This window comes from Chitinophaga sp. Hz27 (assembly GCF_042263525.1).
Classification (GTDB): domain Bacteria; phylum Bacteroidota; class Bacteroidia; order Chitinophagales; family Chitinophagaceae; genus Chitinophaga.
Genome location: NZ_JBHKFJ010000002.1, coordinates 532,905 through 556,863, shown reverse-complemented (window position 1 = coordinate 556,863; position 23,959 = coordinate 532,905). Strand labels below are relative to the sequence as shown.

Annotated in this window: 17 protein-coding genes; 8 read left to right on the top strand and 9 right to left on the bottom strand. The window is 44.4% G+C overall.

The annotated features are described in order from the left end of the window. The first annotated feature begins 29 nt into the window (after positions 1-29). The gene (locus ACE38W_RS06150) at positions 30-875 is read left to right on the top strand and encodes a TraB/GumN family protein (protein WP_375829509.1); all 846 of its coding nucleotides are present in this window, start codon (positions 30-32) and stop codon (positions 873-875) included. A gap of 83 nt (positions 876-958) precedes the next feature. Continuing rightward, on the top strand, positions 959-1,462 hold the full coding sequence (locus tag ACE38W_RS06145; protein ID WP_375829508.1) for a hypothetical protein: 504 nt from the start codon (positions 959-961) through the stop codon (positions 1,460-1,462). Positions 1,463-1,511: 49 nt separating this feature from the next. Here the strand turns inward: ACE38W_RS06145 and ACE38W_RS06140 are convergent, their stop codons facing one another. Further along, positions 1,512-2,579 (bottom strand): isoaspartyl peptidase/L-asparaginase family protein, encoded by a 1,068-nt coding sequence (locus tag ACE38W_RS06140; protein WP_375829507.1) that lies wholly within the window; start codon positions 2,577-2,579, stop codon positions 1,512-1,514. A 38-nt stretch (positions 2,580-2,617) separates the two neighbouring features. Beyond that, positions 2,618-3,139 (bottom strand): hypothetical protein, encoded by a 522-nt coding sequence (locus ACE38W_RS06135; RefSeq protein ID WP_375829506.1) that lies wholly within the window; start codon positions 3,137-3,139, stop codon positions 2,618-2,620. 163 nt (positions 3,140-3,302) lie between these two features. Here ACE38W_RS06135 and ACE38W_RS06130 point away from each other — a divergent pair, with 163 nt between their 5' ends. Beyond that, positions 3,303-8,162 (top strand): translocation/assembly module TamB domain-containing protein, encoded by a 4,860-nt coding sequence (locus ACE38W_RS06130; protein WP_375829505.1) that lies wholly within the window; start codon positions 3,303-3,305, stop codon positions 8,160-8,162. 81 nt (positions 8,163-8,243) lie between these two features. Here the strand turns inward: ACE38W_RS06130 and ACE38W_RS06125 are convergent, their stop codons facing one another. After that, positions 8,244-9,446: a bifunctional 3,4-dihydroxy-2-butanone-4-phosphate synthase/GTP cyclohydrolase II gene (locus ACE38W_RS06125; RefSeq protein ID WP_375829504.1), complete on the bottom strand. Its 1,203-nt coding sequence runs from the start codon at positions 9,444-9,446 to the stop codon at positions 8,244-8,246. A gap of 426 nt (positions 9,447-9,872) precedes the next feature. Between ACE38W_RS06125 and ACE38W_RS06120 the strand changes: the two genes are divergently transcribed. After that, positions 9,873-13,199 (top strand): TonB-dependent receptor domain-containing protein, encoded by a 3,327-nt coding sequence (locus ACE38W_RS06120; RefSeq protein WP_375829503.1) that lies wholly within the window; start codon positions 9,873-9,875, stop codon positions 13,197-13,199. Positions 13,200-13,279: 80 nt separating this feature from the next. On the opposite strand, the gene ACE38W_RS06115 is transcribed toward ACE38W_RS06120, so the two are convergent. The 5 genes from ACE38W_RS06115 to ACE38W_RS06095 all read right to left on the bottom strand — a co-directional run bounded on the left by ACE38W_RS06115 (position 13,280) and on the right by ACE38W_RS06095 (position 18,331). Beyond that, entirely contained in the window at positions 13,280-14,905 is a 1,626-nt protein-coding gene (locus ACE38W_RS06115; protein ID WP_375829502.1) for a serine hydrolase domain-containing protein, read from the bottom strand. Positions 14,906-14,948: 43 nt separating this feature from the next. Beyond that, positions 14,949-15,767 (bottom strand): helix-turn-helix domain-containing protein, encoded by an 819-nt coding sequence (locus ACE38W_RS06110; protein ID WP_375829500.1) that lies wholly within the window; start codon positions 15,765-15,767, stop codon positions 14,949-14,951. Between the two features lie 91 nt (positions 15,768-15,858). After that, positions 15,859-16,131: a hypothetical protein gene (locus tag ACE38W_RS06105; protein WP_375829499.1), complete on the bottom strand. Its 273-nt coding sequence runs from the start codon at positions 16,129-16,131 to the stop codon at positions 15,859-15,861. Between the two features lie 6 nt (positions 16,132-16,137). Then, a complete protein-coding gene (locus ACE38W_RS06100; protein WP_375829497.1) occupies positions 16,138-17,577 on the bottom strand; it encodes a radical SAM protein in 1,440 nt (479 codons plus the stop codon). Further along, positions 17,570-18,331 carry a prolipoprotein diacylglyceryl transferase gene (locus tag ACE38W_RS06095; RefSeq protein WP_375829496.1) on the bottom strand — a complete coding sequence of 254 codons (762 nt, stop codon included), beginning with the start codon at positions 18,329-18,331 and terminating at the stop codon, positions 17,570-17,572. The genes ACE38W_RS06100 and ACE38W_RS06095 overlap by 8 nt, the downstream gene beginning before the upstream one ends. 101 nt (positions 18,332-18,432) lie before the next feature. On the opposite strand from ACE38W_RS06095, the gene ACE38W_RS06090 reads away from it, so the two are divergent. Both ACE38W_RS06090 and ACE38W_RS06085 read left to right on the top strand, forming a co-directional pair. Then, positions 18,433-19,974, top strand: a complete 1,542-nt coding sequence (locus ACE38W_RS06090; RefSeq protein WP_375829495.1) for a sulfatase — start codon at positions 18,433-18,435, stop codon at positions 19,972-19,974. A 20-nt stretch (positions 19,975-19,994) separates the two neighbouring features. Further along, positions 19,995-21,467: an OmpA family protein gene (locus ACE38W_RS06085; protein WP_375829494.1), complete on the top strand. Its 1,473-nt coding sequence runs from the start codon at positions 19,995-19,997 to the stop codon at positions 21,465-21,467. On the opposite strand, the gene ACE38W_RS06080 is transcribed toward ACE38W_RS06085, so the two are convergent. Next, the gene (locus ACE38W_RS06080) at positions 21,439-22,215 is read right to left on the bottom strand and encodes an alpha/beta hydrolase (RefSeq protein WP_375829493.1); all 777 of its coding nucleotides are present in this window, start codon (positions 22,213-22,215) and stop codon (positions 21,439-21,441) included. The genes ACE38W_RS06085 and ACE38W_RS06080 overlap by 29 nt on opposite strands. Before the next feature lie 61 nt (positions 22,216-22,276). On the opposite strand from ACE38W_RS06080, the gene ACE38W_RS06075 reads away from it, so the two are divergent. Both ACE38W_RS06075 and ACE38W_RS06070 read left to right on the top strand, forming a co-directional pair. Next, complete coding sequence (locus ACE38W_RS06075) at positions 22,277-22,984, top strand: esterase family protein (RefSeq protein ID WP_375829492.1); 708 nt, start codon at positions 22,277-22,279, stop codon at positions 22,982-22,984. 4 nt (positions 22,985-22,988) lie between these two features. Next, positions 22,989-23,945: a RimK family alpha-L-glutamate ligase gene (locus ACE38W_RS06070; RefSeq protein WP_375829491.1), complete on the top strand. Its 957-nt coding sequence runs from the start codon at positions 22,989-22,991 to the stop codon at positions 23,943-23,945. Positions 23,946-23,959: the final 14 nt, after the last annotated feature.

Below are 23,959 nucleotides of genomic sequence, written 5' to 3'. Positions count from 1 at the left end.
CCCGCTCTCTTAATCACTTTAATACTTGTATGAAAAAAATAGTATTGTTCCTCCTCTGCCTCGCTGGCCTGCAAACCCAGGCACAGCAGTCCTCCCTATTATGGAAGGTAACCGGCAATGGAATCACAAAGCCATCCTGGTTGTATGGGACTTATCATCTGATATGCCCTGAAGACCTCCATATTTCCGACGCTGCCAAGACAGCCCTTAAAAATGTAGATTCGCTCTACCTGGAAATTAACATGGAGAACCAGCAAGATCTGCTGGCAGCACAGCAAATGATGATGCCAGATCCAAACTTCCAGCTTAAAAGCACCATGTCTGCAGATGATTATACCTACCTCGTCAGTTATATCCAGGACAGCCTGCATATGTCTGAAGCACTGATAACGCATTTGAAACCAGCAGTAATGATGATGTTACTGGCAACAAAAGATATCAAGTGCCAGGCCAGCAGCGTAGAAGAAGCACTGACTATTCTCGCCAGAGAAGCGGCCAAGCCACAGAATGGCCTGGAAACCGCCGTATATCAATTGCAGTTACTAAACCAGATTCCTGATTCTGTGATTATGAAAGCTGTTATCGACGATCTGAAACATGACAAGGAAAATAAAGAAACCCTGAGCAAGATAACTAAAGCATATGCACGCGGGGATCTCAACGAACTCTATGAAGTATCGAAAAGCGAGCCTTCTTTTAAACAGATAGAAGAAAAGTTATTAAAGGAAAGAAATAAAAACTGGATTCCTCAGATAACCAGTGCGGTTAAGCATTCCAGCCTCTTTATTGCGGTAGGAGCCGGCCATTTGCCTGGCCCCGATGGAGTCATCAGCTTATTACGTAAGCAAGGATATAAAGTAGAACCAGTACTATAATATTCGTAACGAAAATCATGAATTTCCAGCACTATCGTTATCGGATATACGAAGTTTTCAAGTTGTATTATTAATTTTGGTAAATGGTAAATGATACAACTTACTTCGATACTGCAGTAGCGTTTATTCGTTCGTTAGGAATTACAGTAAGATTCGAAACTTTACCGGCAGATACTTTCCTGCCGGGGATCTTGATAGCCCAGGGAGAAATTATTGCAGATAAAAATCAATTATTATTTCCGGGCGACATACTCCATGAAGCGGGTCATATAGCCGTAGTCCCTGCAGCGGAGCGGGCTACTTTGCATAATGACAATATTGCCAATCGCCCTTTTCGCGAAGCCGAAGAGATGATGGCTATTGCCTGGTCATTTGCAGCAACGGTGCATCTTGGCATTCATCCTTATTTCGTTTTTCATGAAAATGGTTATAAGGGTGGTGGTCCGCAAATGGCGGATGAATTCATTGCCGGCCGCTATTTGGGCGTGCCTATGTTACAATTTGCGGGCATGTCTGCCGAACCACACCAGGCTTTCCATTTAGGTCGGCCAGCATTTCCCCAAATGGCAAAATGGCTGCGGGACTAAATTTCATTAACCCATTAATTCAATTGCTTTCCACTTAGGAAAGCATTTGTTATTCTTTATAGATAGCTACTTCAATTTTTCCATCAGCCGTTACCGTGCCGCGATACATGCCGGCAGTATTGAATGGCATTGCAATATTACCATCCTTATCGATCGCAATTAATCCGCCATCACCGCCAAGTTTAGGCACCTGCTTCATAATCATCTCAGCAGATGAAGCTTCCACACTCATTCCTTTATACTCCATCAGGTCACTTACGGTTTTAGCTACTACCAGGCGGATAAAGTATTCGCCCCAGCCCGTACAGCTGATAGCGCAGGTAGCATTATTAGCATAGGTACCAGCGCCAATAATAGGACTATCCCCAACACGGCCGAACTTCTTGTTGGTCATACCTCCTGTAGAAGTAGCAGCAGCAAGGTTTCCCTGCTTATCTACTGCCACGGCGCCCACTGTGCCAAATTTATGGTCTTTGTTCTCAATGCCTAATTTCGCTGCTGGTTTTCCTACCGCAGAATCGTGGTCCAGCTGCATCTGTGACGAGTCTGCTGCACGTACTTTAAGTAAAGACTTCCAACGGTCTTCTGTATAGAAATAAGAAGGATCTACGATTTCGCAGCCCGCCTGTTTAGCAAATTTTTCAGCGCCAGCACCCACCATCATCACATGCTGGGATTTGTCCATCACCGCTCTGGCTGCAGTTATTGGATTACGTACTGTCGTTACACCGGCCACAGCTCCTGCCTGTAATGTTTTACCATTCATGATGGCTGCATCCATTTCGTTGCGGCCTTCATTAGTAAATACGGCACCTTTACCGGCATTGAAGAGTGGATTATCTTCCATCACTTTTACGGCTGCCTCTACCGCATCCAAACTACTTCCACCCTTGTTCAATACGATGTAACCCGCTTCCAGGGCTTTTGTCAGGCCTGCCTTATACGCTGCTTCCTTTTCAGGGGTCATGGTTGACTTCAGAATAGTGCCCGCTCCACCATGGATCACCATTACGTAGCGCACTTTTTGTGCAGTAGAATCTTTCTCATAAACAGCTGCCTTTGCAGCAGCACTGCCCAATCCCAGCAAGACAACGGGCAACAGCAAACGCTTAAACATATCTTGTGATTTGTAGTAAATGTAGTAAAATCCGGTTGCTACTCCTTATCAAACGAATATAAATCCCCATTGACCAGCAACAGCGATGGTATGCTATCCCTGAAACTAACGGCCACGGCTGATGTACGGCCCTCCTTCTCTGTGGAAGTGAAGACCAGCGAATCCCCCTTCATGGCAAACTTCAGAAAATCCATGCCCACATATCTCCCATAACGTTTGTTGTCAACAATAAACCATAGCTGATTATTTGCATGCGGGCAAAATGTACTGGCAAAATAAGCCCTCACCTGTACTAAAGCCATAGACGCCTTTTGTGAGCTGGCCGCTATTCTTCCTATGTATCTAACATAAAAGCCTATAGTATCACCTGCAAAACTTGTTGCCGCATAATAGCTGGTGTCATTTTTGCGTTCTTGCAACGCAGGATCTAATGCCACATGCAGTATACTGTCTGAAATATCATGATATGGATCGGTTACAACAGCAGGTCGCTGTTCTTTCTTTACAGCTGGGCTACAGCTTATCAGCAATAGCAAGGCTAACAGGAGTGGGAGGTTCATGGTAAATGCTAACTTAGATGAATATACGAAGTTCATATAGCTCCACAAAAACCATCTACATACATTAAGATAAAAAAAATATAACTGTAATATGGTGATATTGGCAGATTCTTATATTCTTTTTATCGGTGGCTGCATGTCGGCTAACAACTATTAATTATTTTTGCCGGATAAACTTAACCGCCTGAAAAAAATACGGAAAATATTATCAGTTATTCTGTTCTGTTTGTTGGGCCTCATCATACTAATCGGGATACTGGTAAACATCCCGCTGGTACAGAATTTCCTGGTAGGGCAAGTAACCAGTCGATTGTCGGAGCAGCTACATACGAAAGTTGAAATCCGTCATGTGAACATCCGGTTATTCAATAGCCTGGACCTGGAAGGTGCATTCATAGAGGACCATAACAAAGACACCCTGCTGTATGCCGGCAGGTTGCAACTCCGTATTACAGACTGGTTTTTCTTTCAGGACAAACCCGTTATCAAATTCATTGGCCTCGACAGCGCACAGGTAAACTTGCTGCGCCCGCGTAATGATTCTGTCTGGAACTATGAATTTATTGCACAAGCCTTTGGCGGCGGTCAAACCAGCAGCTCGAAACAAGGCGGCAACCTCTCGCTAGACCTGAAAAAGCTTGACCTTCGCGATATACGTATTAACCAGGTAGATAAATGGATTGGTGAAGATATGTATGGCCACGCCAAACGTATCTATATTGATGCTAAAAACCTGGACCTGGAAAAACATAATATCGATATCCAGGAAGTTTCACTGGACCAGCCCAACTTCATCCTTACCAGTTATTCAGCCTCTCCCCTGCGCCATCGCCGGCCAAGAGTAGATACCACTGTGGTATATGATACCTCCAAACTACGCTGGAATGATGCTAACTGGAAACTGATCGTGAAAGAGATCTCTATTAAAAATGGAACTTTTGGGGTGGACTACCCAGAGGATACCACCAAAATTGAACCAGGCTACTTCGCTCCACAACATATACGTTTCGAGAAAATTAACCTCGCGCTTACCAATACCAGTCTTGTTAAAGACAGTATCATAGGAGATCTTACCTTCTCCACCCGCGAGCGTAGCGGCTTTGAGGTAAAAAAATTAACCAGCAGGTTTAAGATGTCGCCAGTAGAAATGGAGTTCTCCCATCTCGACCTGGAAACTAACAAGAGCCATATCGGAGATTACTATACCATGGAGTATAACGATTTCGAAGATATGAGCGATTATATCGACCTCGTTACCATGCGGGCGAATTTTAAAAATTGTACGGTTTCTTCAGACGATATCGCCTACTTCGCACCATATCTCTCTTCCTGGAAAAAAGAAATTAAAATCAGTGGTCATGCCCGAGGCCCGGTGAGCAACCTGAAAGCACGTGATATCGACCTGCAGGCAGGTAATACCACCCGCCTTAAAGGCTCCCTGGAAATGCGTGGCCTGCCTGATATCTTCGAAACCTACATCGATTTCCATGCAGACGACCTGGTGACTACCGGCGCCGATGTCATGCAAATAGTGCCTGAAGCAAAAGATATCAACTCTTCTGTACATATAGATAAACTGAGTAACATCCGCTTCCAGGGAAGTTATACAGGGTTTATCAATGACTTCGTAGCCTATGGTAAATTCCAGACCAACCTGGGTACAGTTAATTCAGATATCAACTTTAAAACCAATAAAGACGTGCCGGTATATTCCGGTAGTGTCAACACTAATGCCTTTAATCTCGGCGCTTTGCTGGGTGTCAGTGACCTTGCCGAAATTACAGCCAACGCGAAAGTGAATGGTGCAGGCTTCAACTTCAAAACACTAAAGGCCTCTCTGGACGCTGATGTACAAAGTATATCTCTCTATGGATATACTTACCAGAACATCAAAACCAAAGGTGATATGAGCCGGAAATTCTTCAATGGTTCCCTCACTGCCAAAGATCCTAACCTGGACATGGACTTTGCTGGTACCATCGATTTCAATACTGCCCTGCCCATATTCAACTTCAACTCAGAGATCCGTAAGAGTGACCTGAAAGCCCTCCATATCGTTGACGACAGCATCACCCTGCAAGCCAAACTGGACCTCAACTTCGCTGGTAACAACATCGATAACTTCGAAGGTAGCGCCAGAATGCATGAAGTTTCTGTTTATAAAGATGGGAACCGACTCGAGTTCGACTCGCTCGCACTAACCACAGATCTACAAGGCGATCAAAAAACGCTAAACATAGCAGGGAGTGAAATACAAGGCTTCGTAAAAGGAAAATATAGCTTCCTCGAATTGCCGGATGCCTTCCAGGCACTGCTGTATCGCTACTACCCCAGCTACTTTAAAGAACCTAATAGCAATAATATTCACGAAGACTTCAATTTCGAATTCAAGTTCGGCAATGTTGCCAAACTCATAAAAGGCTTTACCACTAAAGTGGCCGGCTTCGACCAATCCGTTATCACGGGTCATATGAACACAACTACCGGCGACCTTGGACTCAACATCATGGTGCCGGAGGCATCGTTCATGAACTATCACCTGGTAGACTGGCAAATCAAAGGAGATGGTAATGCCCGGAAAGTCAACCTCAGTAGCAGCGTGGGTAAGTTCATGAATGGCACCAATACCATTCTGGAAAATCCGTTGATACTCGCCAGTTCTGAAAACGATACTTCTTATATTAAGATGGATATGCAGGCACAGGATACCAGCTCATTGGATGGATTCTATGCACGCGTCATCACTGTGCGGGAAGGCATCAAAGTCAATTTCCTCAACAGTGCCTTTACCGTAAACGAAAGACAATGGAACGTTACCCCAGGTAATGAAATTTACTGGAGCAAACACTTCCTCACGGTGAAGAACCTACGCGTTACCCGCAACGATCAGAGTATTACCGTTGAAACCAATGAATTCAACCCCGACGAATCCAGGTTTATCATCACGCTCAAAAACCTGAACCTCGCAGATGTAATACCATCGCAGCTGGTAGCCACCCGTATAGAAGGTATCACCGACGGTACCATCAATATCTCCGATCCTACCCAAAACCTGGATATAGATGCGGCCCTGCGCACCCGCGAACTACGCATAGACAATGACTCTATAGGTACTTTAACGGTAGACGGCAGCTATCAGCAGCAAACCGGCGCAGTCAATTTCTCCGTAAAATCTAATAATGAAGGGAGGAACTTCCTGGCCGAAGGCCGCGTAGGACTTTCTTCTACAGATAAAAACCTCGATGCCAACCTTCGCTTTGGCGGCACCGATGTTAGTCTGCTCAATAAATACCTGGTTGGTTACGTGTCAGACCTGAAAGGCTCTGTTACAGGAACCCTGGCGGTAAGTGGTACCACAGAGCTGCCTAGTATCAGGGGCCAGCTGGCCCTGGATTCTGTCGGTATCACCGTAGATTACCTCGGCACCAGATATAAGATTCCTAAGCTGAAAGTCAATGTAGACGATAACCTGATAGAATTTGGGCAGTTTACAGTGATAGATAAATATGGTACCAAAGGCGTTGCCAATGGTTATATCAGCCATGACCATTTTGAGAAACTCAACTTCGATTTCGATGTGACCGGCCGCAAGTTCGTTTTCCTAAATACAAATGCAAACGATAATGATTTGTTTTATGGAGATGTAATAGCGGATGGTAAAGTATATTTTTCCGGACCACTGAATGATTTGCAGCTGCATGTACTCGCACGCCCCGTAAGTGGAACGCATTTCTATCTCCCTATCTCCGATAGTAAAGATATAGGCAAGTACGATTATATTACTTTCAAGACCTATGGTACAGAGATAAAAGATAATAAAAGAAAGAAAGACAATACCAAGCTGACCGTCAAACTGGACATCGCAGCCAATCCTGATGCACAGATCGATGTTATCCTTGATGCAACCACGGGTGATGTGATTTCTGCTAACGGTACCGGTAACCTTCAAATCATTGCCAATACTGACGGCGATTTCAGCATGTTTGGTAACTATGAGATTAGTAATGGTTCTTATAACTTTACTTTTCAGCGAGTAACCTCCTGGAAGTTTGACATTGAAAAGAACAGTAGTATCAGCTGGAATGGTAATCCTAGTGATGCCAAGATGAATATCACCGCCAAGTATTCATTGCCGAAAGTGAGCCTCTATAACCTGGTAGGCCAGGCTGCTACATTGGCCGCGAATGATAAACTGGCTACCCGCCAGGAAAAGGTGGATGTATTGATCAATCTGCGTGGTGCGCTCATGAAACCGGACATCACTTATTCTATTGAGTTGCCGGATGTGGGTACCATGTCTTACGAAAGTGGAGTGGCCGCCAAACTTAAAGAAATCAATAACGATCAGAACAAGGCGCTGTTGCAGATTTATGGTCTGTTGATCGCTAACCAGTTCCTGCCGGATGATGCAGGCGGTGGCGCCAATGTGGGCATTACCGGTAAAAACAGTGTGGGCCAGGCGATATCTGCGCAGGCATCTGCTATCCTTAATAATATTACCGGCGCGCTGCTGAAAGGAAGTGGTATAGGCATTAACGTTAACTACCGCGCTTACAACGTAGGCGGTTTGCCAGATAACTCCTCAGTGGATCGTAACCAGGTAAGTGCTGGCGTTACCAGTACCTTATTTAATAACCGTTTCAGGTTGTATGCTGGTGGCGACTATGACTGGGGCAAAACCGCCGCTTCTGCCAATACCAATCGTTTTGCGGGTGACTTCCGTATAGAGTACTTGCTGACGCCTGACGGCCGTTTCCGTATCAATGCCTTCAGTAAGTCCGATTATGATGTATATAACCTGAACAACCGTACGAAATCAGGTTTGGGTATCAGCTATATCCGTGAATATGACCGGTTCCTGGAGTTATTCAATAATAACCGCCGCCATGCACGGGATTCTATCCGGAAGCAGGAGACTGAAAAAGATTCCACCACTCATCCTGTTGGAGAGCTGGCAGTACCAGATAGCAGCAAGCATATAAAAGAAACTGCGCAGCAGGAGAATGCGCGTAAGAATAAATAATAGTGGGAGATTTCCTGTAACGACATAAAAAAAAGCAGATCATATAATATGATCTGCTTTTTTATTTAGATAGAAATATGATTAGCCTTTGAGGATTTCATGTCCCAGTTTATCTCTTTTTGTTTTGAGATAATTTTCGTTGTGTGGGTTTGGATGGATTTCGATTGGAACGTTTTCCACGATTTCCAGACCATAACCCAGGAGGCCAGCGCGTTTGCGCGGGTTGTTGGTGATGAGGCGAAGTTTGCAGATGTTCAGATGGCGTAAGATCTGAGCACCAACACCGTAATCACGTTCATCCATTTTAAAGCCCAGCTCGAGGTTAGCCTCAACGGTGTCGCGGCCTTCTTCCTGGAGTTTGTAAGCGCGGAGCTTATTCATCAGGCCAATACCACGACCTTCCTGGTTCATATAAAGAATAAGGCCTTTTCCTTCTTTTTCCACCATTTGCATGGCGGCGTGGAGTTGTTCACCACAATCACAGCGGAGTGAATGGAGGATATCACCGGTAACGCAGGAAGAGTGAACACGTACGAGAACTGGTTCATCTTTTTCCCAGGTACCTTTTTTCAGGGCCATATGGATTTCTCCGGTATTTACCTGTTTGAAGGCGATAAGTTCGAAGTTACCGTATTTGGTAGGCATTTGAACGCTTACTCCTTCTTCAATAAGGGTTTCCTTACTGAGGAGGTAAGTGATCATGTCTTTTATACTAATTAATTTCAGGTCGAATTTAGTGGCGATCTCGCGGAGTTCCGGGAGGCGTGCCATGGTACCGTCTTCGTTCATTATTTCGACGAGTACGCCAGCAGGTTCAAAACCGGCGAGGCGGGCCAGGTCGATGGTGGCTTCGGTATGTCCGGAGCGGCGTAAAACGCCACCGCTTTTAGCTTTCAGCGGGAAGATGTGTCCAGGTTTTCCGAGGTCTTCCGGTTTGGTAGCCGGGTCGATCAGTGCCTGGATGGTTTTGGCTCTGTCGTGCGCCGAGATACCGGTGGTGCAACCATGACCAAGCAGGTCGATGGAAACGGTGAAAGGCGTTTGGTGTAGTGCAGTATTATCTTTAACCATGAGGTCGAGACCGAGTTCTTCACAGCGTTCTTCCACAAGGGGAGCGCAGATGAGGCCACGGCCATGCATGCTCATAAAGTTGATGATTTCAGGCGTTACGTTTCGGGCGGCAGTGATGAAATCTCCCTCATTTTCGCGGTCCTCATCGTCCACAACAATTACCAGTTTACCGTTTTTTATATCTTCTATTGCAGCTTCAATTGTATCTAACATAAAATTTCCTTCTTCGATCAAGTAATAAAGAATGGCGCAAAGTTACGACTATTAAGTGAGGAAAACCCAAGCGATATGCGTTGGTTTCTGTCTAAAAAAACTGCTGTTTTTATGAAGATTATGCAGGAAAATTTTAAAACATATTTTTTATCTCGTAATTGAGGTCAGTGTAACAATCTTAACTTAATGAAAGTTCAGTAAAAAAGATGCCTTTATGCATTACCAAATAACTGTATTTGACGGCTGCTAAATTTTAGCAGGAATATTGGACAAACATAATGCAGGAATTTACTTTTATAAAATGCTTTCAAATTTTTAATGTTGCTTTAAGTTTTCCACAATGGGCTTAACAATTAGTTAATATTGAGTTAAAGTTTAACGCGGAGAATGTCGCATCTTTGCGCCATGAATCAAAATTCTCACATCATGGGATTAAGAAAATTACTTTTAACATTTTCTTTAGTACTTCTCGCGATTGTCAGCTTTGGACAGGTAACCACTTCCTCCATGCAAGGAAGGATCAAGGATGACAAAGGCCTCGGCTTAATCGGAGCTACAGTAAAAGCCACACACGTTCCTTCTGGTACAGTGTACGGAACAACAACAAGAACCGATGGTAACTACACTATTCCTGGCATGCGTATCGGCGGCCCTTACAAAGTGGAGATCAGCTACATCGGTTACAAAACCATTGTCTTGGAAGGTCTGAGCCTTAACCTGGGTGAACCTTTCACACTTAATCAAACACTGACCAGCGGTCAGGATTTACAGACTGTAAATGTTGTCGGCAGCAAAGCTGGCGCTATCAACCAGAACAGAACCGGTGCATCAACTGTAATCGGTCTGCGTCAACTGCAAACACTGCCAACTGTTTCCCGCAGTGTAACCGACTTTACCCGCCTCACTCCTCAGGCTAACGGTAATGGTTTCGGTGGCCGTGATGGTCGTTACAACAACTTACAAGTAGACGGTGCTAACCTGAACAACAACTTCGGTTTAAGTTCTGATCCACTTCCAGGTGGCGGTGCATCTCCTATTTCCCTGGATGCTTATGATCAAATTACTGTTAATATCGCGCCTTACGATGTAAGACAATCAGGTTTTACCGGTGCTGGTATTAACGCTGTTACAAAAAGCGGTACCAACGATTTCCATGGTAGCGTTTATGGTTACTACCGTGACCAGAGTTTCAACGGTAAAAAAGTGCATGATAACACCCTCCCTGTAACTTCCAGCGAAAACAAAATTATCGGTGGAACCTTCGGTGGTGCTATCATCAAAAACAAATTATTCTTCTTTGTAAGTGGTGAGTACGAAAAATCAAGCACTCCTGGCATTACCTTCAATCCTAGCCCTGCAGGTTGGGACCCAACAGCTAAACTGCCAAGTGGTCAATCTATCACCAACATCGATTCAATGATAAAATTGCGTAACTACCTGATCTCCAAATATGGCTACGATCCAGGTGCTTACAACAATTTCCCTGCATTCCAGCAGAAAAACCACAAAATCCTCGCTAAAATCGACTGGAACATCAACGCGATTCACAAACTGACTTTAAAGTATAGTGATTTCAGTGGTTCAGATAATAGCCAGGAAAATGGTAGCAGTATCCCTAACTCCGGCGCAGGCTTAATGACTGTTCCAGGTAGAGCAGGTACTATCTCCAGACTTCCAAACAACAGATTCAGTGCTGGTTCTATGGCATTCAATGGTTCTAACTATGGTACAGACCATATCTCCAGAACTGCTACTGTGGAGTTGAACAGTAACTTCTCTCCTAAAATGTCTAACCAGTTACTCCTGACCTATACCAAAAACCAGGATACCCGTTTCTCTTTCAGCGATCCATTCCCTACAGTGGATATCTTCGATGGTAAAGGAAACAACTACATCTCTTTTGGTACAGATCCTTTCACCCGTAACAACGACGTAATCAACAATGTATGGTCTGCAACTGATAACTTCACTTATTATGCAGGTAAACATACCATCACTGCTGGTTTAACTTACGAATACCAGAAAGTAGGTAACATGTTCATGCCTGGTGCTGCTAGCTACTATGCATACGGTTCCCTCGCTGATTTCATGAACGACAGAGCGCCGATTTACTACGCTAACACCTACACCCTGGTGCCTGGCGATTCATCTATATACTCTGCAAACCTGAAAATCGGTCAGATCGGTGCTTACATTCAGGACGAATTCCAGGTTAGAAACAACCTGAAACTGACCCTGGGTCTGAGAGCTGACGTTCCTACCTATATTGGCAATCCACTGGAAAACCCAGTATACACTCCACTCGATTTCGTAGATCAAAGCGGAAACAATACTCACTACACTACTGGTGCATGGCCTAAAAGCCGCCTGATGCTGTCTCCAAGATTTGGTTTCAGATGGGATGTGAAAAGTGATAAATCCCTCATCGTTCGTGGTGGAACCGGTATCTTCACTGGTAAAATTCCTTTCGTGTTCCTGACTAACATGCCAACTAACTCAGGTATGTATCAGAACGGCGCGGTATTAAATACTCCAGCGCAACTGGCTAACGTAAACTTCCAGCCAAATGCAAACTACTGGTTAGGTAACCCTGCTACTAGCAACTACTTCCCAACCAAACCTGCATCTACAGTTACTGGTGCTCCTGTATTCATCTCCAGAGACTTCAAATTCCCTCAGGTTTGGAGAACAAACATTGGTGTGGATAAAACCCTGGGCGCAGGCTTCACCGCTACATTCGACGCGATGTTCACTAAAGACATCAATGCTGTTAGAATGTTCAACGGTAACCTGAAAAACCCAACCGGTAACATGAACAACAACGGTGATAACAGACCTTACTACCCAGCAACTCAAACAGGTGCTAATAAATACCCAACTCCTGCTCTGAGCACTGTAGTAGTAATGGACAACACCAGCAAAGGTTACTCTACCTCTCTGACCGCTCAACTGACTAAATCTTTCAGCAACGGTCTGTATGGTTCCGTAGCTTACACCTTCACCAAAGCTGAAGATGTAACCGGTAACCCAGGTAACCAAGCGACTTCTGTTTACCAGTCAAACATCACCCGCAACGGTGCTAACAGCATTGAACTGGCTAACTCTCAGTACGCAGTTCCTCACCGTGTTGTTGCCAACGTTTCTTACCGTAAAGAATACGCTAAACACTTCGCTTCTACCCTGTCCCTGTTCTACGAAGGTCAGGCTTCAGGTCGCTATAGCTTCATCTATAACGGTGATCTGAACGGCGATGGTTTGAGCTCAAATGACCTGATGTTCATCTACGCTAAAGGTTCTGATATCAACTTCGTTCCTTACACCAGCGGTACTACTACCGTTACTGTTGCTCAACAACAGGCTGCTTATGATGCATTAGTTGCAGGTAACAAATACCTCTCTAAACATAAAGGTGAATACGCAACAAGAAACGGTGCACTGATGCCTTGGTATAACAGATTAGATGCCCGCTTCCTGCAGGACTTCTACCTGACTTCTAAAGGTGGTACCCGTCATACACTGCAGTTCAGCGTTGACGTACTGAACCTGCCTAACCTGATCAGCAAAAACTGGGGTATCAGACAGCAGGCTTACACCAACAGTAACTACGTGAACCCACTGTCTACTGCGGGTGTTGATGCAAACGGTGTTGCTTCATTCAAATACAGCAACATCACCCAAACTACTGCTACACAGGATATCAAGTCTAACTTGAGCACCTGGGGTATGCAGCTCGGTCTGAAATACAGCTTCTAATATTTAGAACTTAATCATACCATACTAAAAAGGCCGTCTCTACTCAGTAGAGACGGCCTTTTGATTTATAGCTTTATTATCTATAGTACTGCCGGTAAAATATAAGTCTCCATCATCCTGTCTACCTGTGGATGCGCATAAGGTTGCCCATATGCACTAGCGGTAACCACTATCACCAACGGCTGATCTTTAAATACAAATATCTTGTTACCTCCATTGCCCGTACAATACCAGGTTTCATAAGCCTTCCCTCCTACATGATACTGTTTGTTCCAGAAAAGATAACCATAGTATTCCCCTTGCTTTCCAGGAATTTGCTCGTATTTAGTAAAAGTCTTGTCCACCCATTCCTTCGGTAAAAGCTGCATTCCATGCCAACGGCCACCATTTTTATACAATAACCCATACCGCGCAAAATCCAATGCACTCAAACGAATACCACCCGCAGTATTAGGAACCTGCTGTGGCGTATACTGCCACTGATACCGGATGTTTAACGGACCAAATAACTTTTCCTCCGCATATTTCTCCAGGCCACCAGGAATCGTTTTATTGAGTACCTCTCCCAATACCACCACGCCTGCTGTGAAATAATGCCAATGGCGTTTATAATCCTGCTGGAATGGTAAACCCAGCGCAAATTTCACCCAATCATCTGTTGGATACATGTTTTCTTCATTTCCCGGAGAATCACCATCATTGTCATCGCCATCAAAAGGAGCATCCATGGTTAGCAAGTCCTTAATAGTTACTTTTTCTTTCTCAGATGAATAATTGGCAAAAGAGGATACCTGATAGAAGTCCTTCAATGGTAACAATTCATTTTTAAAATAGCCATCACGTATAGCCATACCGAATATCGTGGAGGTGAATGATTTGCCCACCGACCGCGGATCATGTAAGGAATCCCTCGATTCGCCATTAAAGTATTCCTCTACCAATATCTTCCCATTCTTTATAACAATAATGCTGTTGATCTTCTTAAATTCTCCCGCTTCTACCCTGGCTTTCAACTCTTTTATTTTGTCCTGCTGGAATAATTCTCTGGATGCAATAAGACCTTTATAAGGCAGGATAGGACTCAACCTCACCTTTGTCACATCAATTACTGGATGCCTGTTAACATTCAGTAGTAGATCTCCCGCTGCAATAAGTCCGCCCACTGTATCTTTCAGATATGCGCGGATTTCCAGCCGTAATACATGATGTCCGTCAGTAAGCGCGCTGTCGCCACCATTATATAAAAAGCGCATCCAGTAAAACTGCGTCCACCACACGCCTTCATGCGCGTTGTCAATTAAAGGCATATGAATGACCGTTTCATTATTCCTCACTGCCGGCAAAGGCGCCCCAAGAATCCTGTTCCTATATATCACGCGCTGGTCAAGGAGCAGCGAGAATTCATAGCCGCCAGCTTTTTGTAAGCTATCAATCGATAATCCCGGCCCAAGCTGATGGATATTGTTGGTCAACGAATGCGCCATAAACGCAGTGAAATACAAATCATTTTTGTTTGTCAGCTCATAAGTTTGGAGAAAATCATGGGCAGACATGGCCGCTAAAGGGATAGGCTGTGCCGTAAATACGATACGGCCAATATTGTCTTTATGCAAGGGAGAAGTTATGCCAGCATCTGGCAGAATTTCCTGTGCTGGCGATTTTCCGGGCATCAAAAACAATAGGAACAGAAAAAAACAATGCTTCATACTTCAAAGCTATAGCAGGGTATATTGCTAAAATAGAATATTCTTAACATGAACGCTTTCCTGTCAATAATTTCCGGAACTGTAACGGCGTTAGGCGATGGTAGCTTTTAAAGCAGCGAATAAAATGGCTCTGGTCCGAAAACCCGCAGGCATAAGCGATGCCTGTAAGTGAAAGATCATTATCCGACAAAAGCCTGATTGCTTTTTGCATCCGGATGTTTCGTACATAATCACCCAGCGACATGCCGTAAAACCTGGGGAATTCACGCGACAAATGCACTGGATGCACATTTGCAGCAGCAGCGAGGTATGTCAAACTGAGTTCTGTTGATGATGCATACAGTATCTCTTCTACTTTATTTAACCACCCTGGCTTTTGTTTTTCAGATACAATATGCATCTTCCCTAACCTGCTGAATATTTGAAGTAGCAAGGCATCAATGGCAAGCTGCGCTCCGGCGCCTGCCAGCTTCATTTCCCGGAAAATTTCGTACATCCAGGTTTTAATCGCAGGATCATTGACACGCATACTGCCCTCCTTTACATCACTGCTGATATCGAGGTGATCAAACCATTTCTCTGTTACTTCTATATGTACTCCACGGGTATAATTATCAGAAGCGATATTATAATGGGCATCATCCCAGTTGTGATAGAGCAAATCACCGGAAAGGCATTCGTAGGAATGTTTCTTGTTGGCCTCTGTCATGCCTCCTTGCAGCAGAAAGGTAAAATAGCGGTTTTCATGATAATGCCAGGGCACTCTTTTCTGGGTGTACTCCGTATCTGTAAGCGTAAGTCCACGAAGATGAATTGTTTCATTCGTCAAACCATAGAACTTTCCAGTAGGAGATATTTTCATACTAAAAGTTACGATTTCTGGCAGAAAAATAAGTTCATCTGCCTGTAAAATAAAAAACGAGTAACTTATTGTTACTCGTTTCAACTGTATCTCAATGATTTATTCTCAAATTCGACAATATCAATCCACAGGTGGAAAAGCCGACTACTGCTATCACCAGGCTGGACAACAGCATCACCTTTCCCCATTCATTTTTGTCGTTGACCAGTACAGTTATGAGGCCGCCGAAGAAATAGACCGCACAGACCACCAGCAACAATATACCTGCCCCTAAAACGCCATCTGGCGGAATAAGACAGATCAACAGTAAAACGCCGATTGTAATTCCTGTCAATTGCAGGAATTTTTTGGTAAAACTGCTCATAGCGAATTATTTTAATTGCCCGTTTATTACTTTACCTATTGGAGATATTACGGCCTCACGCTCTGCCTGCAACTGTTTCAGGTATTCTTCCTTATCATCTCTATAAAATAAATTCATCGTCTCGAAAGGTATAATGCGTCCATCTTTATGAACAATATGCACACATGATTTCTTGATTGCTCTCACATCAAAATCATAGGCATCGAGGAAACGCATGATCACAATCCGGAACAGGTTGGTGTAATCCAGTCCTGGCGCCTGTACCTGCGGCAGGCAACATAGCAGCGACTGCATATCATTCACGGCAGCATCTGTAGAAATACCTGTACTGAATATTTTCAGCACATGCTGATGTAATCTTTCATCCTGTTCATAAACGATGGTATTCTTGCCATTGTTCAGCAATACCGCCGGATCTACATATCTGGTAAGCGGAAATACCTGTCCGTCTATTTTCAGCGCATAGGCCATGGCTAAGGCATCTGGGTTACAAGGTACCGGGATGATATCATTGCCTTTCCATATCGGCGACTGTTCCAGGATACGCTGACGTACTTCCGTTAACGTTATACGGTCAGTAGCAGGATTAAATTCATCTGTACGGCCGGCTACCTGCACCGGCTGGAACGTAACACCTCGCACACAAGGCTGTTTCAACGCATAGTCAATGATAGCACCCATTTCATCATCATTCTGGCCTTTCTGTAAGGTAACGACCAAAGTAGTGCTGAGGTTCGCTTCATTCAGGTTTTCCAAAGCCTGGCGCCGCGTTTCCGTCAAATCCTTTCCACGCATGCGTTCCAGCACTTCAGGCTTAAAAGAATCGAACTGCAGATAAACTTCGAAATTAGGCATATACGTAGCCAGCTTCTTCGTAAATTCTTTGTCTTTCGCAATACGGATACCATTGGTATTTATCATCAAATGCCTGATAGGCTTACGTTTGGCAATATCCAATATCTCAAAGAACTGGGGATGCAGCGTAGGCTCGCCACCACTCAGCTGTACCACATCTGGTTGTCCTTCATTAGCAACGATGATATCGAGCATCTGCTCAATCTCTTCCAACGTCCTGTGGCGGCCATAATGCGGTGATGACATGGCATAACAGGTAGGACAAGTCAGGTTACAACGGTCTGTCAGTTCAATCACACTTAAACAGCTATGCTGCTCATGATCCTGACATAAACCGCAGTCATAAGGACAACCATAATGGGTTGCTGTATTCGTTTTTAAAGGCGCCTCAGAGGGCTTGTTATAGTTACGGGTATTTTTGTAATAGTCAATATCAGTAGCGATCAGCACTTTCTCACGGCCGTGTTCAGGGCAATGCTTTACCATAAACACCTTATTATCTTCAAAAATCACTTTGGCATCCACTCTGCGCAAACAAGTGCTGCAGATACTTACTGTGAAATCATAATAGGTGTAATTCTTTTCAGGCATAATGCTCTTTTTTTAATAATCGTGAAGGGAAAATAATTACAGGTGCATAATAAAGTAATCCCAGCAAACAGGCGATCTGTATGGAACCTAAGCCACCTGGAAACCTGTAACCTGGCTTGATAAAATCCAGTAGAAACCTGAATAACAAATAGGCTATCATAAACAGTTTAAACAGTGCGCCGGATTGTAATTCGAACCGTTTATTTATCGAGTAAAGCGATATCCATAAAATTATCAGGAAGAGGATTTCATACAGTGCTACCGGATGCCTGGCGATGTTATCACCCAGGTTCATGCCCCATGGAAAGGTAGTGGGTAGCCCGTAGGTTTCTTCATAAACGCCCATGGTAAAGCATCCTATCCGACCTATCATGATGGCGAGTATCAATGGATATACGAATAAATCACCTGTAGAGCTTCGTTCTCCTACTAATTTTTTAATGCTTTCTACCCCTATTAGTCCACCGAGTAGCCCTCCAACAATTGTTTTGCTTTTGTAGATGTATATAAGGAGATTATCGGCAGATATGAACCCTGGCGGATATTCCAGCGCTCCCAACACACGGCTGCCCAGCAATGCACCAAACATCGCCCCAATAATGGCCCAGATACGATTGGAGTCTACCACCTGATCGCCCTGGCGACGACGTAAATAAAGGAAGTAACGAAAGCCCAGGAACATACCCAGTGTTTCCGTAATAGTGTGCAAGGGCAACTTCAACTCAAATAAGGATATCGTTACAGGAAATTCCAAAAAAATTATAGATTTAATTACAATTTATGCATTTTGTACTCAATATGAACGGATAATAAACTAAACCTCCTATCCGTTATTTACCAGATCAACCACGCTGTATGAAAATTCTGCTGGCAACACTTGCCCTGACAATAGCTTGTAATATGCTCTCTGCACAAGTTTCGCGTGTAGATGTACAAGGCAGCTACCAGCGTCCGAATATCATCTTATTCCTGGTAGATGATATGGGCTGGATGGATACCTCTCAGCCATTCGGCGATTCTGTCATGCCTTTGAATAAAAGGTTCCATACACCAAATATGGAACGTATGGCAAAAGAAGGGCTGTTGTTCCATCAAGCTTACGCCAATCCCGTATGCACGCCCACCCGCACCACATTGATCAGCGGCATGAGTGCAGCCCGAACGCATATTACCAACTGGACATCTATTACGCCCAATCAGGCTACTGATTATAAAGATGATCAGCTCGAAGCCCCACATTGGAATGTGAGCGGCTTCAGCAATGCGGCTGAACCCAATACTTATCTCTGTAAAATGCCTTTACCACAATTGCTTAAAGATGCTGGTTATTTCACTATCCATGTCGGAAAAGCACATTGGGGTAGTCTGGGTACGCAAGGCTCAGATCCAACGAATTTAGGCTTTGTGGTGAACATTGCAGGTTCATCATTGGGGCATCCTCAAAGTTATTACGGTGAACAAAACTTCGGAAATATGCCTGGAAAAACCACCTTTAATGCGGTTCCCGACCTTCAGGCTTTTTACGGTAAAGAAACATTTCTAACGCAGGCACTCACGCAAAAGGCTATGGCAGCCATGCAATATCCCATCGACAATCATCAACCATTCTTTTTATACCTGGGACACTATGCTGTGCATCTTCCCATACAACCTGATAAAAGATTCCTTGATAAATACCTGGCAGCAGGACTTGATTCTACCGAAGCTAATTATGCTACGCTGATCGAAGGCATGGACGAGAGTCTTGGTCAGATTATGCAATTCTTAAAAGAAAAAGGTATTGAGAAAAACACAGTGGTCATTTTTATGTCGGACAATGGCGGCCTTGCCAATGCTGGCAGAGGTGGTGTACGCAATACTCAGAATGCACCATTACGCGCTGGTAAAGGCTCTCCGTATGAAGGTGGCGTCAGGATTCCGATGATGGTTAAATGGCCGGGAGTAGTGCCGGCAGGCGTCCAAACCAATAACTATGTGAGCGCGGAAGACTTCTTCCCTACAGTACTTGATATTGCGGGAATTAAATCAACAGGTGCTGTGGATGGCAGCAGTTATCTGCCTGTGATGAAAAATCCCGCAGTAAAAATTAAGGATCGTCCGTTGCTGTTCCACTATCCCAATCGCTGGACAACCAATGAAGACGAAGGATATGCCTGGTCTAGCGGTATGCGTTTCGGTAAATGGAAAATCATTTATCTGATGAAACAACAAAAACTCGAGTTATATAATCTGGAAGAAGATCTGGGAGAAAAGCATGATTTATCACTGTCTAATCCCGAACAACTTACTGCATTGGCCCGGATGTGGACATTTGTTTTAAAACAAAGAGGCGCACAGATGCCTGTTTGGAAAAATACCGGAAAGTCAGTAGCATGGCCCGATGAGCTGATTAAATAAATCCTAATGTATCGTACCCTATGAAATCCATCCTGATCACTGTTTGCGTACTGTTATCCAGCATATTGCAGGCACAAAATCTCATCCCTAATCCTGGTTTTGATGAGGTAAATATCTGCATAGAATATACCGCTAAATGCGCCCCAAAAGCCTGGACTCCCACGGCGCCGTTTTTCAGTAAAATACTTTACGATGGCGACAAGCAAACCATCAATCACATGGTTACACTACCCATGGAGATTTCAACAGACCCTAATAACCGGCCGTATTATAAAACCCAGTTGCTCAACACGATGCAGAAAGGCACCCGCTATAAAGTGGAGGTCTATGTACTGGATAACAAATACACACCCACTTTCCTGGACCTGCAGCTGGATACCGCAGAAACCTTCCAGGATTTGCCGTTGCGACTAACGTCCAGGCCTACACTACATTTCGATAAAAATGATAGCAATACCAAATGGACATCTGCCGGGAAGATCTTTCTGAAATTCGAACAAACGATCAAGGCTGAAGATAATTACAAGTATATCGTATTGGGAAATTTTCATGAAGGCAATACGGTGAAAGCATCTTACAATATATACACCTATATTGATAGTATTGCTATCTCTGCACTTGACAACCAGCCATTCGCGGAACATACCGCTGATAGTATCAAACAGCTGCTCTATAGTGACCACTGGCGGCATTCTTATAGTCGCCCTGCGATGCCGTTACAATCGGGGCAGCTGAGAGCAAAAATTGTATTACCGACAAGAGTCATACAGCACAGCGGGCGCTGTGATACAGTCGTATTAGCATCTGAATTTTTTAGGGGCAACCGCAAGGATATCAACTCCGTATATGCGGACCAGTTAGGTAATACGTTTCTCCTTAAACCAGAAAATGTAAAAGAAAAAATCATCATCTCCGGCTATTCTTATCTCAAACCCAATTCGCGATACAATGAAATCATCGCTACTGACAGGGCCAATGAAGTAGCCACTTATCTTGTTTATAAAAAAGGTTTCAGCTTTGATGACTTTATCATAAAAGGCTACAGCAAACCCAGAGAGGGCATGGATTCTGTTGAGATGGTAGAAATAGTAAGCTGCCAGCCAGCACCAGAACTACCTTCTCCACCTGTTACCAAAACAGATACACTGCTTATACCGGATGTACTGTTTAAATTTGATAGCAGTGCCCTTAACCAGCGCCTGTATGCATCGCTGGACAGTATACTCACGCATATCCCGAATAAGCCAGGAATACAACTAGCGATTACTGGTCACACAGATAATAAAGGCGGTAGCGTTTATAATGAGGAATTATCCTATAAGAGAGCCTATTCTGTGGCGGGTTATATACGTAAGAAGAAGCCAGGTGTGGAGATATTGACAATAAATGGGATGGGCGAAGCCATACCAGTGGCGGATAATAGTACTGCGCAGGGACGTCAGAAAAACAGGCGTGTGGAAATCATTATTTTCTATCCCCCGGAACAGGATTGAGAAAAGGAAGGCTAAGCATCTCTTCCAGGGCCAGTTTCCAGGTCAGCGGATGATGGCGGCCGCCCTGAATTTCGAGGTAAGCGATATCCGTATGCATCTCATAGCCTTTGGCTAGTAGTTCGGTTATCAGGTCTTTTGTATCATCGATACTGTCGATAATGCCATTATTGTTACGATCAGATAGTTCATCTGCGGTACCGCATTCAAAGAAGAATTGTAAACCCGGCTTGAAGTCGCTGTTGCGGATAACCCGGTGCATGATCCTGTCGGCAGCATCGCTGTAACCATTACCTAGCGGCTTATCCCGCCACCAGAAGGAGCCAGACATAGCGCCTGCAAAGAAAAACAGGTCTGCATGGTTCCAAACGATGTCCAGGGCGGATAATCCACCGAGAGACCATCCGGCAAAGCCCAGTGGAAGTGTTTTCCAATCAGGTTGCTGTTCATAAAGGGCTGGTAACAACTCTGTTGTTATAAACGACGTATAGGCATCAGCTGCCGCACCTTCCCCCTGAAAGTTAGGAATACCTGCTACCCCATATTCCTGAATGCGTTGTGGGCCGGCATGAATTCCAATGACTACCACAGGTACGTCCATATTAATTAATAATGAAGAAATGTCCATATCGCGCAGGTCCTGGCCGTCGTTCATAAGTAGTACAACAGCCGGTTTCCGGGTATAATCGTAGATATCCACCATCACATCCCGCTTGAGTTGCGGCGCATAAATGAAAACATTCCTGGTCATAATGGAAAGGTAACAAATATCAAATCACGAAACTTTTTTAAATTTAAGCAAAGGTAATCCCGTGATCGAAAACTTCTATAAATGGCATTCCCCTCATCTTGACCGGGAATTTGAAATGCTGACATTCGGGCATAGTGGTATGCCCTTGCTGTTATTTCCCACCTCTATGGGCCGGTATTACGAGAGTAAGGACCGTGGTTTAATAGCAGCCATACAGTGGTTTATAGAAGAAGGGAAGATTAAGGTCTACTGCCCGGATAGTTTTGATGCCAGTAGCTGGTATAACGTGAACGTATCTCCTGCAGAAAGAGCGTATAATCATACCCGTTATGACCGCATGCTGATAGAAGAAGTACTTCCGCGCATGCAGGAAGAAACAGGCCATCAGCGGATAGTGGCCGCAGGGTGCAGTTTTGGAGGCTTTCATGCCACGACTTTCGCCTTCCGGCATCCGGAAATCGTTTCCTACCTTTTTAGTTTAAGTGGTACGTTCGACATCAAATCCAGGGTAGACGGGCATTATGATGAAAATGTGTATTACAGCAATCCGGCGGATTTTATGCCAGAGAACCAGCAGGAGGCCTTGTGGCGCATGGGTATCATTCTTGGCGTACCTTCCAATGACGTCACCCGTACGCAAAACGAAACCATGTCGGGTATCCTTGCTGCCAAAAACATCAGCCACTGGCTGGATGTACGGCCTGAAGGCACCCACGATTGGCCTACCTGGCGCAGTATGCTGCCAGGCTATCTCTCATTAATCAGATAAAAACATGAAAAAGATCGGCATTTTATTCGGCCAGGAAAATACCTTTCCACAGGCATTTGTAGACCGCATCAACCGTAAAAATCCTAGTGGCATCTTCGCAGAATTTGTCACGCTAGATAAAGTTATTCAAGGACAGGCAAGTGAATATGCAGTCATCCTGGATCGCATTTCACAAGATGTACCTTTTTACAGGGCATTCCTGAAAAATGCAGCGGCTACCGGCACTGCAGTAATCAATAACCCATTCTGGTGGAGCGCGGATGATAAATTCTTCAATAATGCACTGGCAGAGCAGATAAATGTACAGGTGCCAAGAACCGCCCTCCTGCCCTCTTATCAACATCCGGATAATACTACCGATAAATCTTTTCGTAATCTCATCTATCCACTGGATTGGGTAAGCATCTTCGATTATGTTGGCTTTCCTGCCTACCTCAAACCCTTTGACGGTGGCGGATGGCGTAATGTTTACCGCCTTGCCAACAAAGAAGAATTCTATAAAGTGCACCAAGAAACCGGCCAGCTGGTAATGATGCTCCAGGAAGAAATAGATTTCCATGCTTATTACCGCTGCTATTGCATTGGCGGCAAAGCGGTGCATATCATGCCTTATAATCCCAGGCACCCACACCAGGAGCGCTATAAGGCCAGTTTCGAGATCGACAAGACGGTATTAGCAGAGATTGAAAGAGCCACCATCGCCCTGAATCAATACCTCGGTTATGATTTTAACACGGTAGAGTTTGCCGTAAAGGGAGATGTGCCATACGCTATTGACTTCTGTAATCCTGCGCCAGATGCGGACATACACTCCATCGGGCCTGAAAACTTTGAATGGATAGTAGAAACCAGCGCCCAATATGCCATAGAAAGAGCCATGGCACAAGATTGGAGCAAGGATAACCTCACCTGGGGTAAATTTATATCTCCCGGTATCCTTAAAAAAAATTCAACCGAATAAATTAGCAACATACA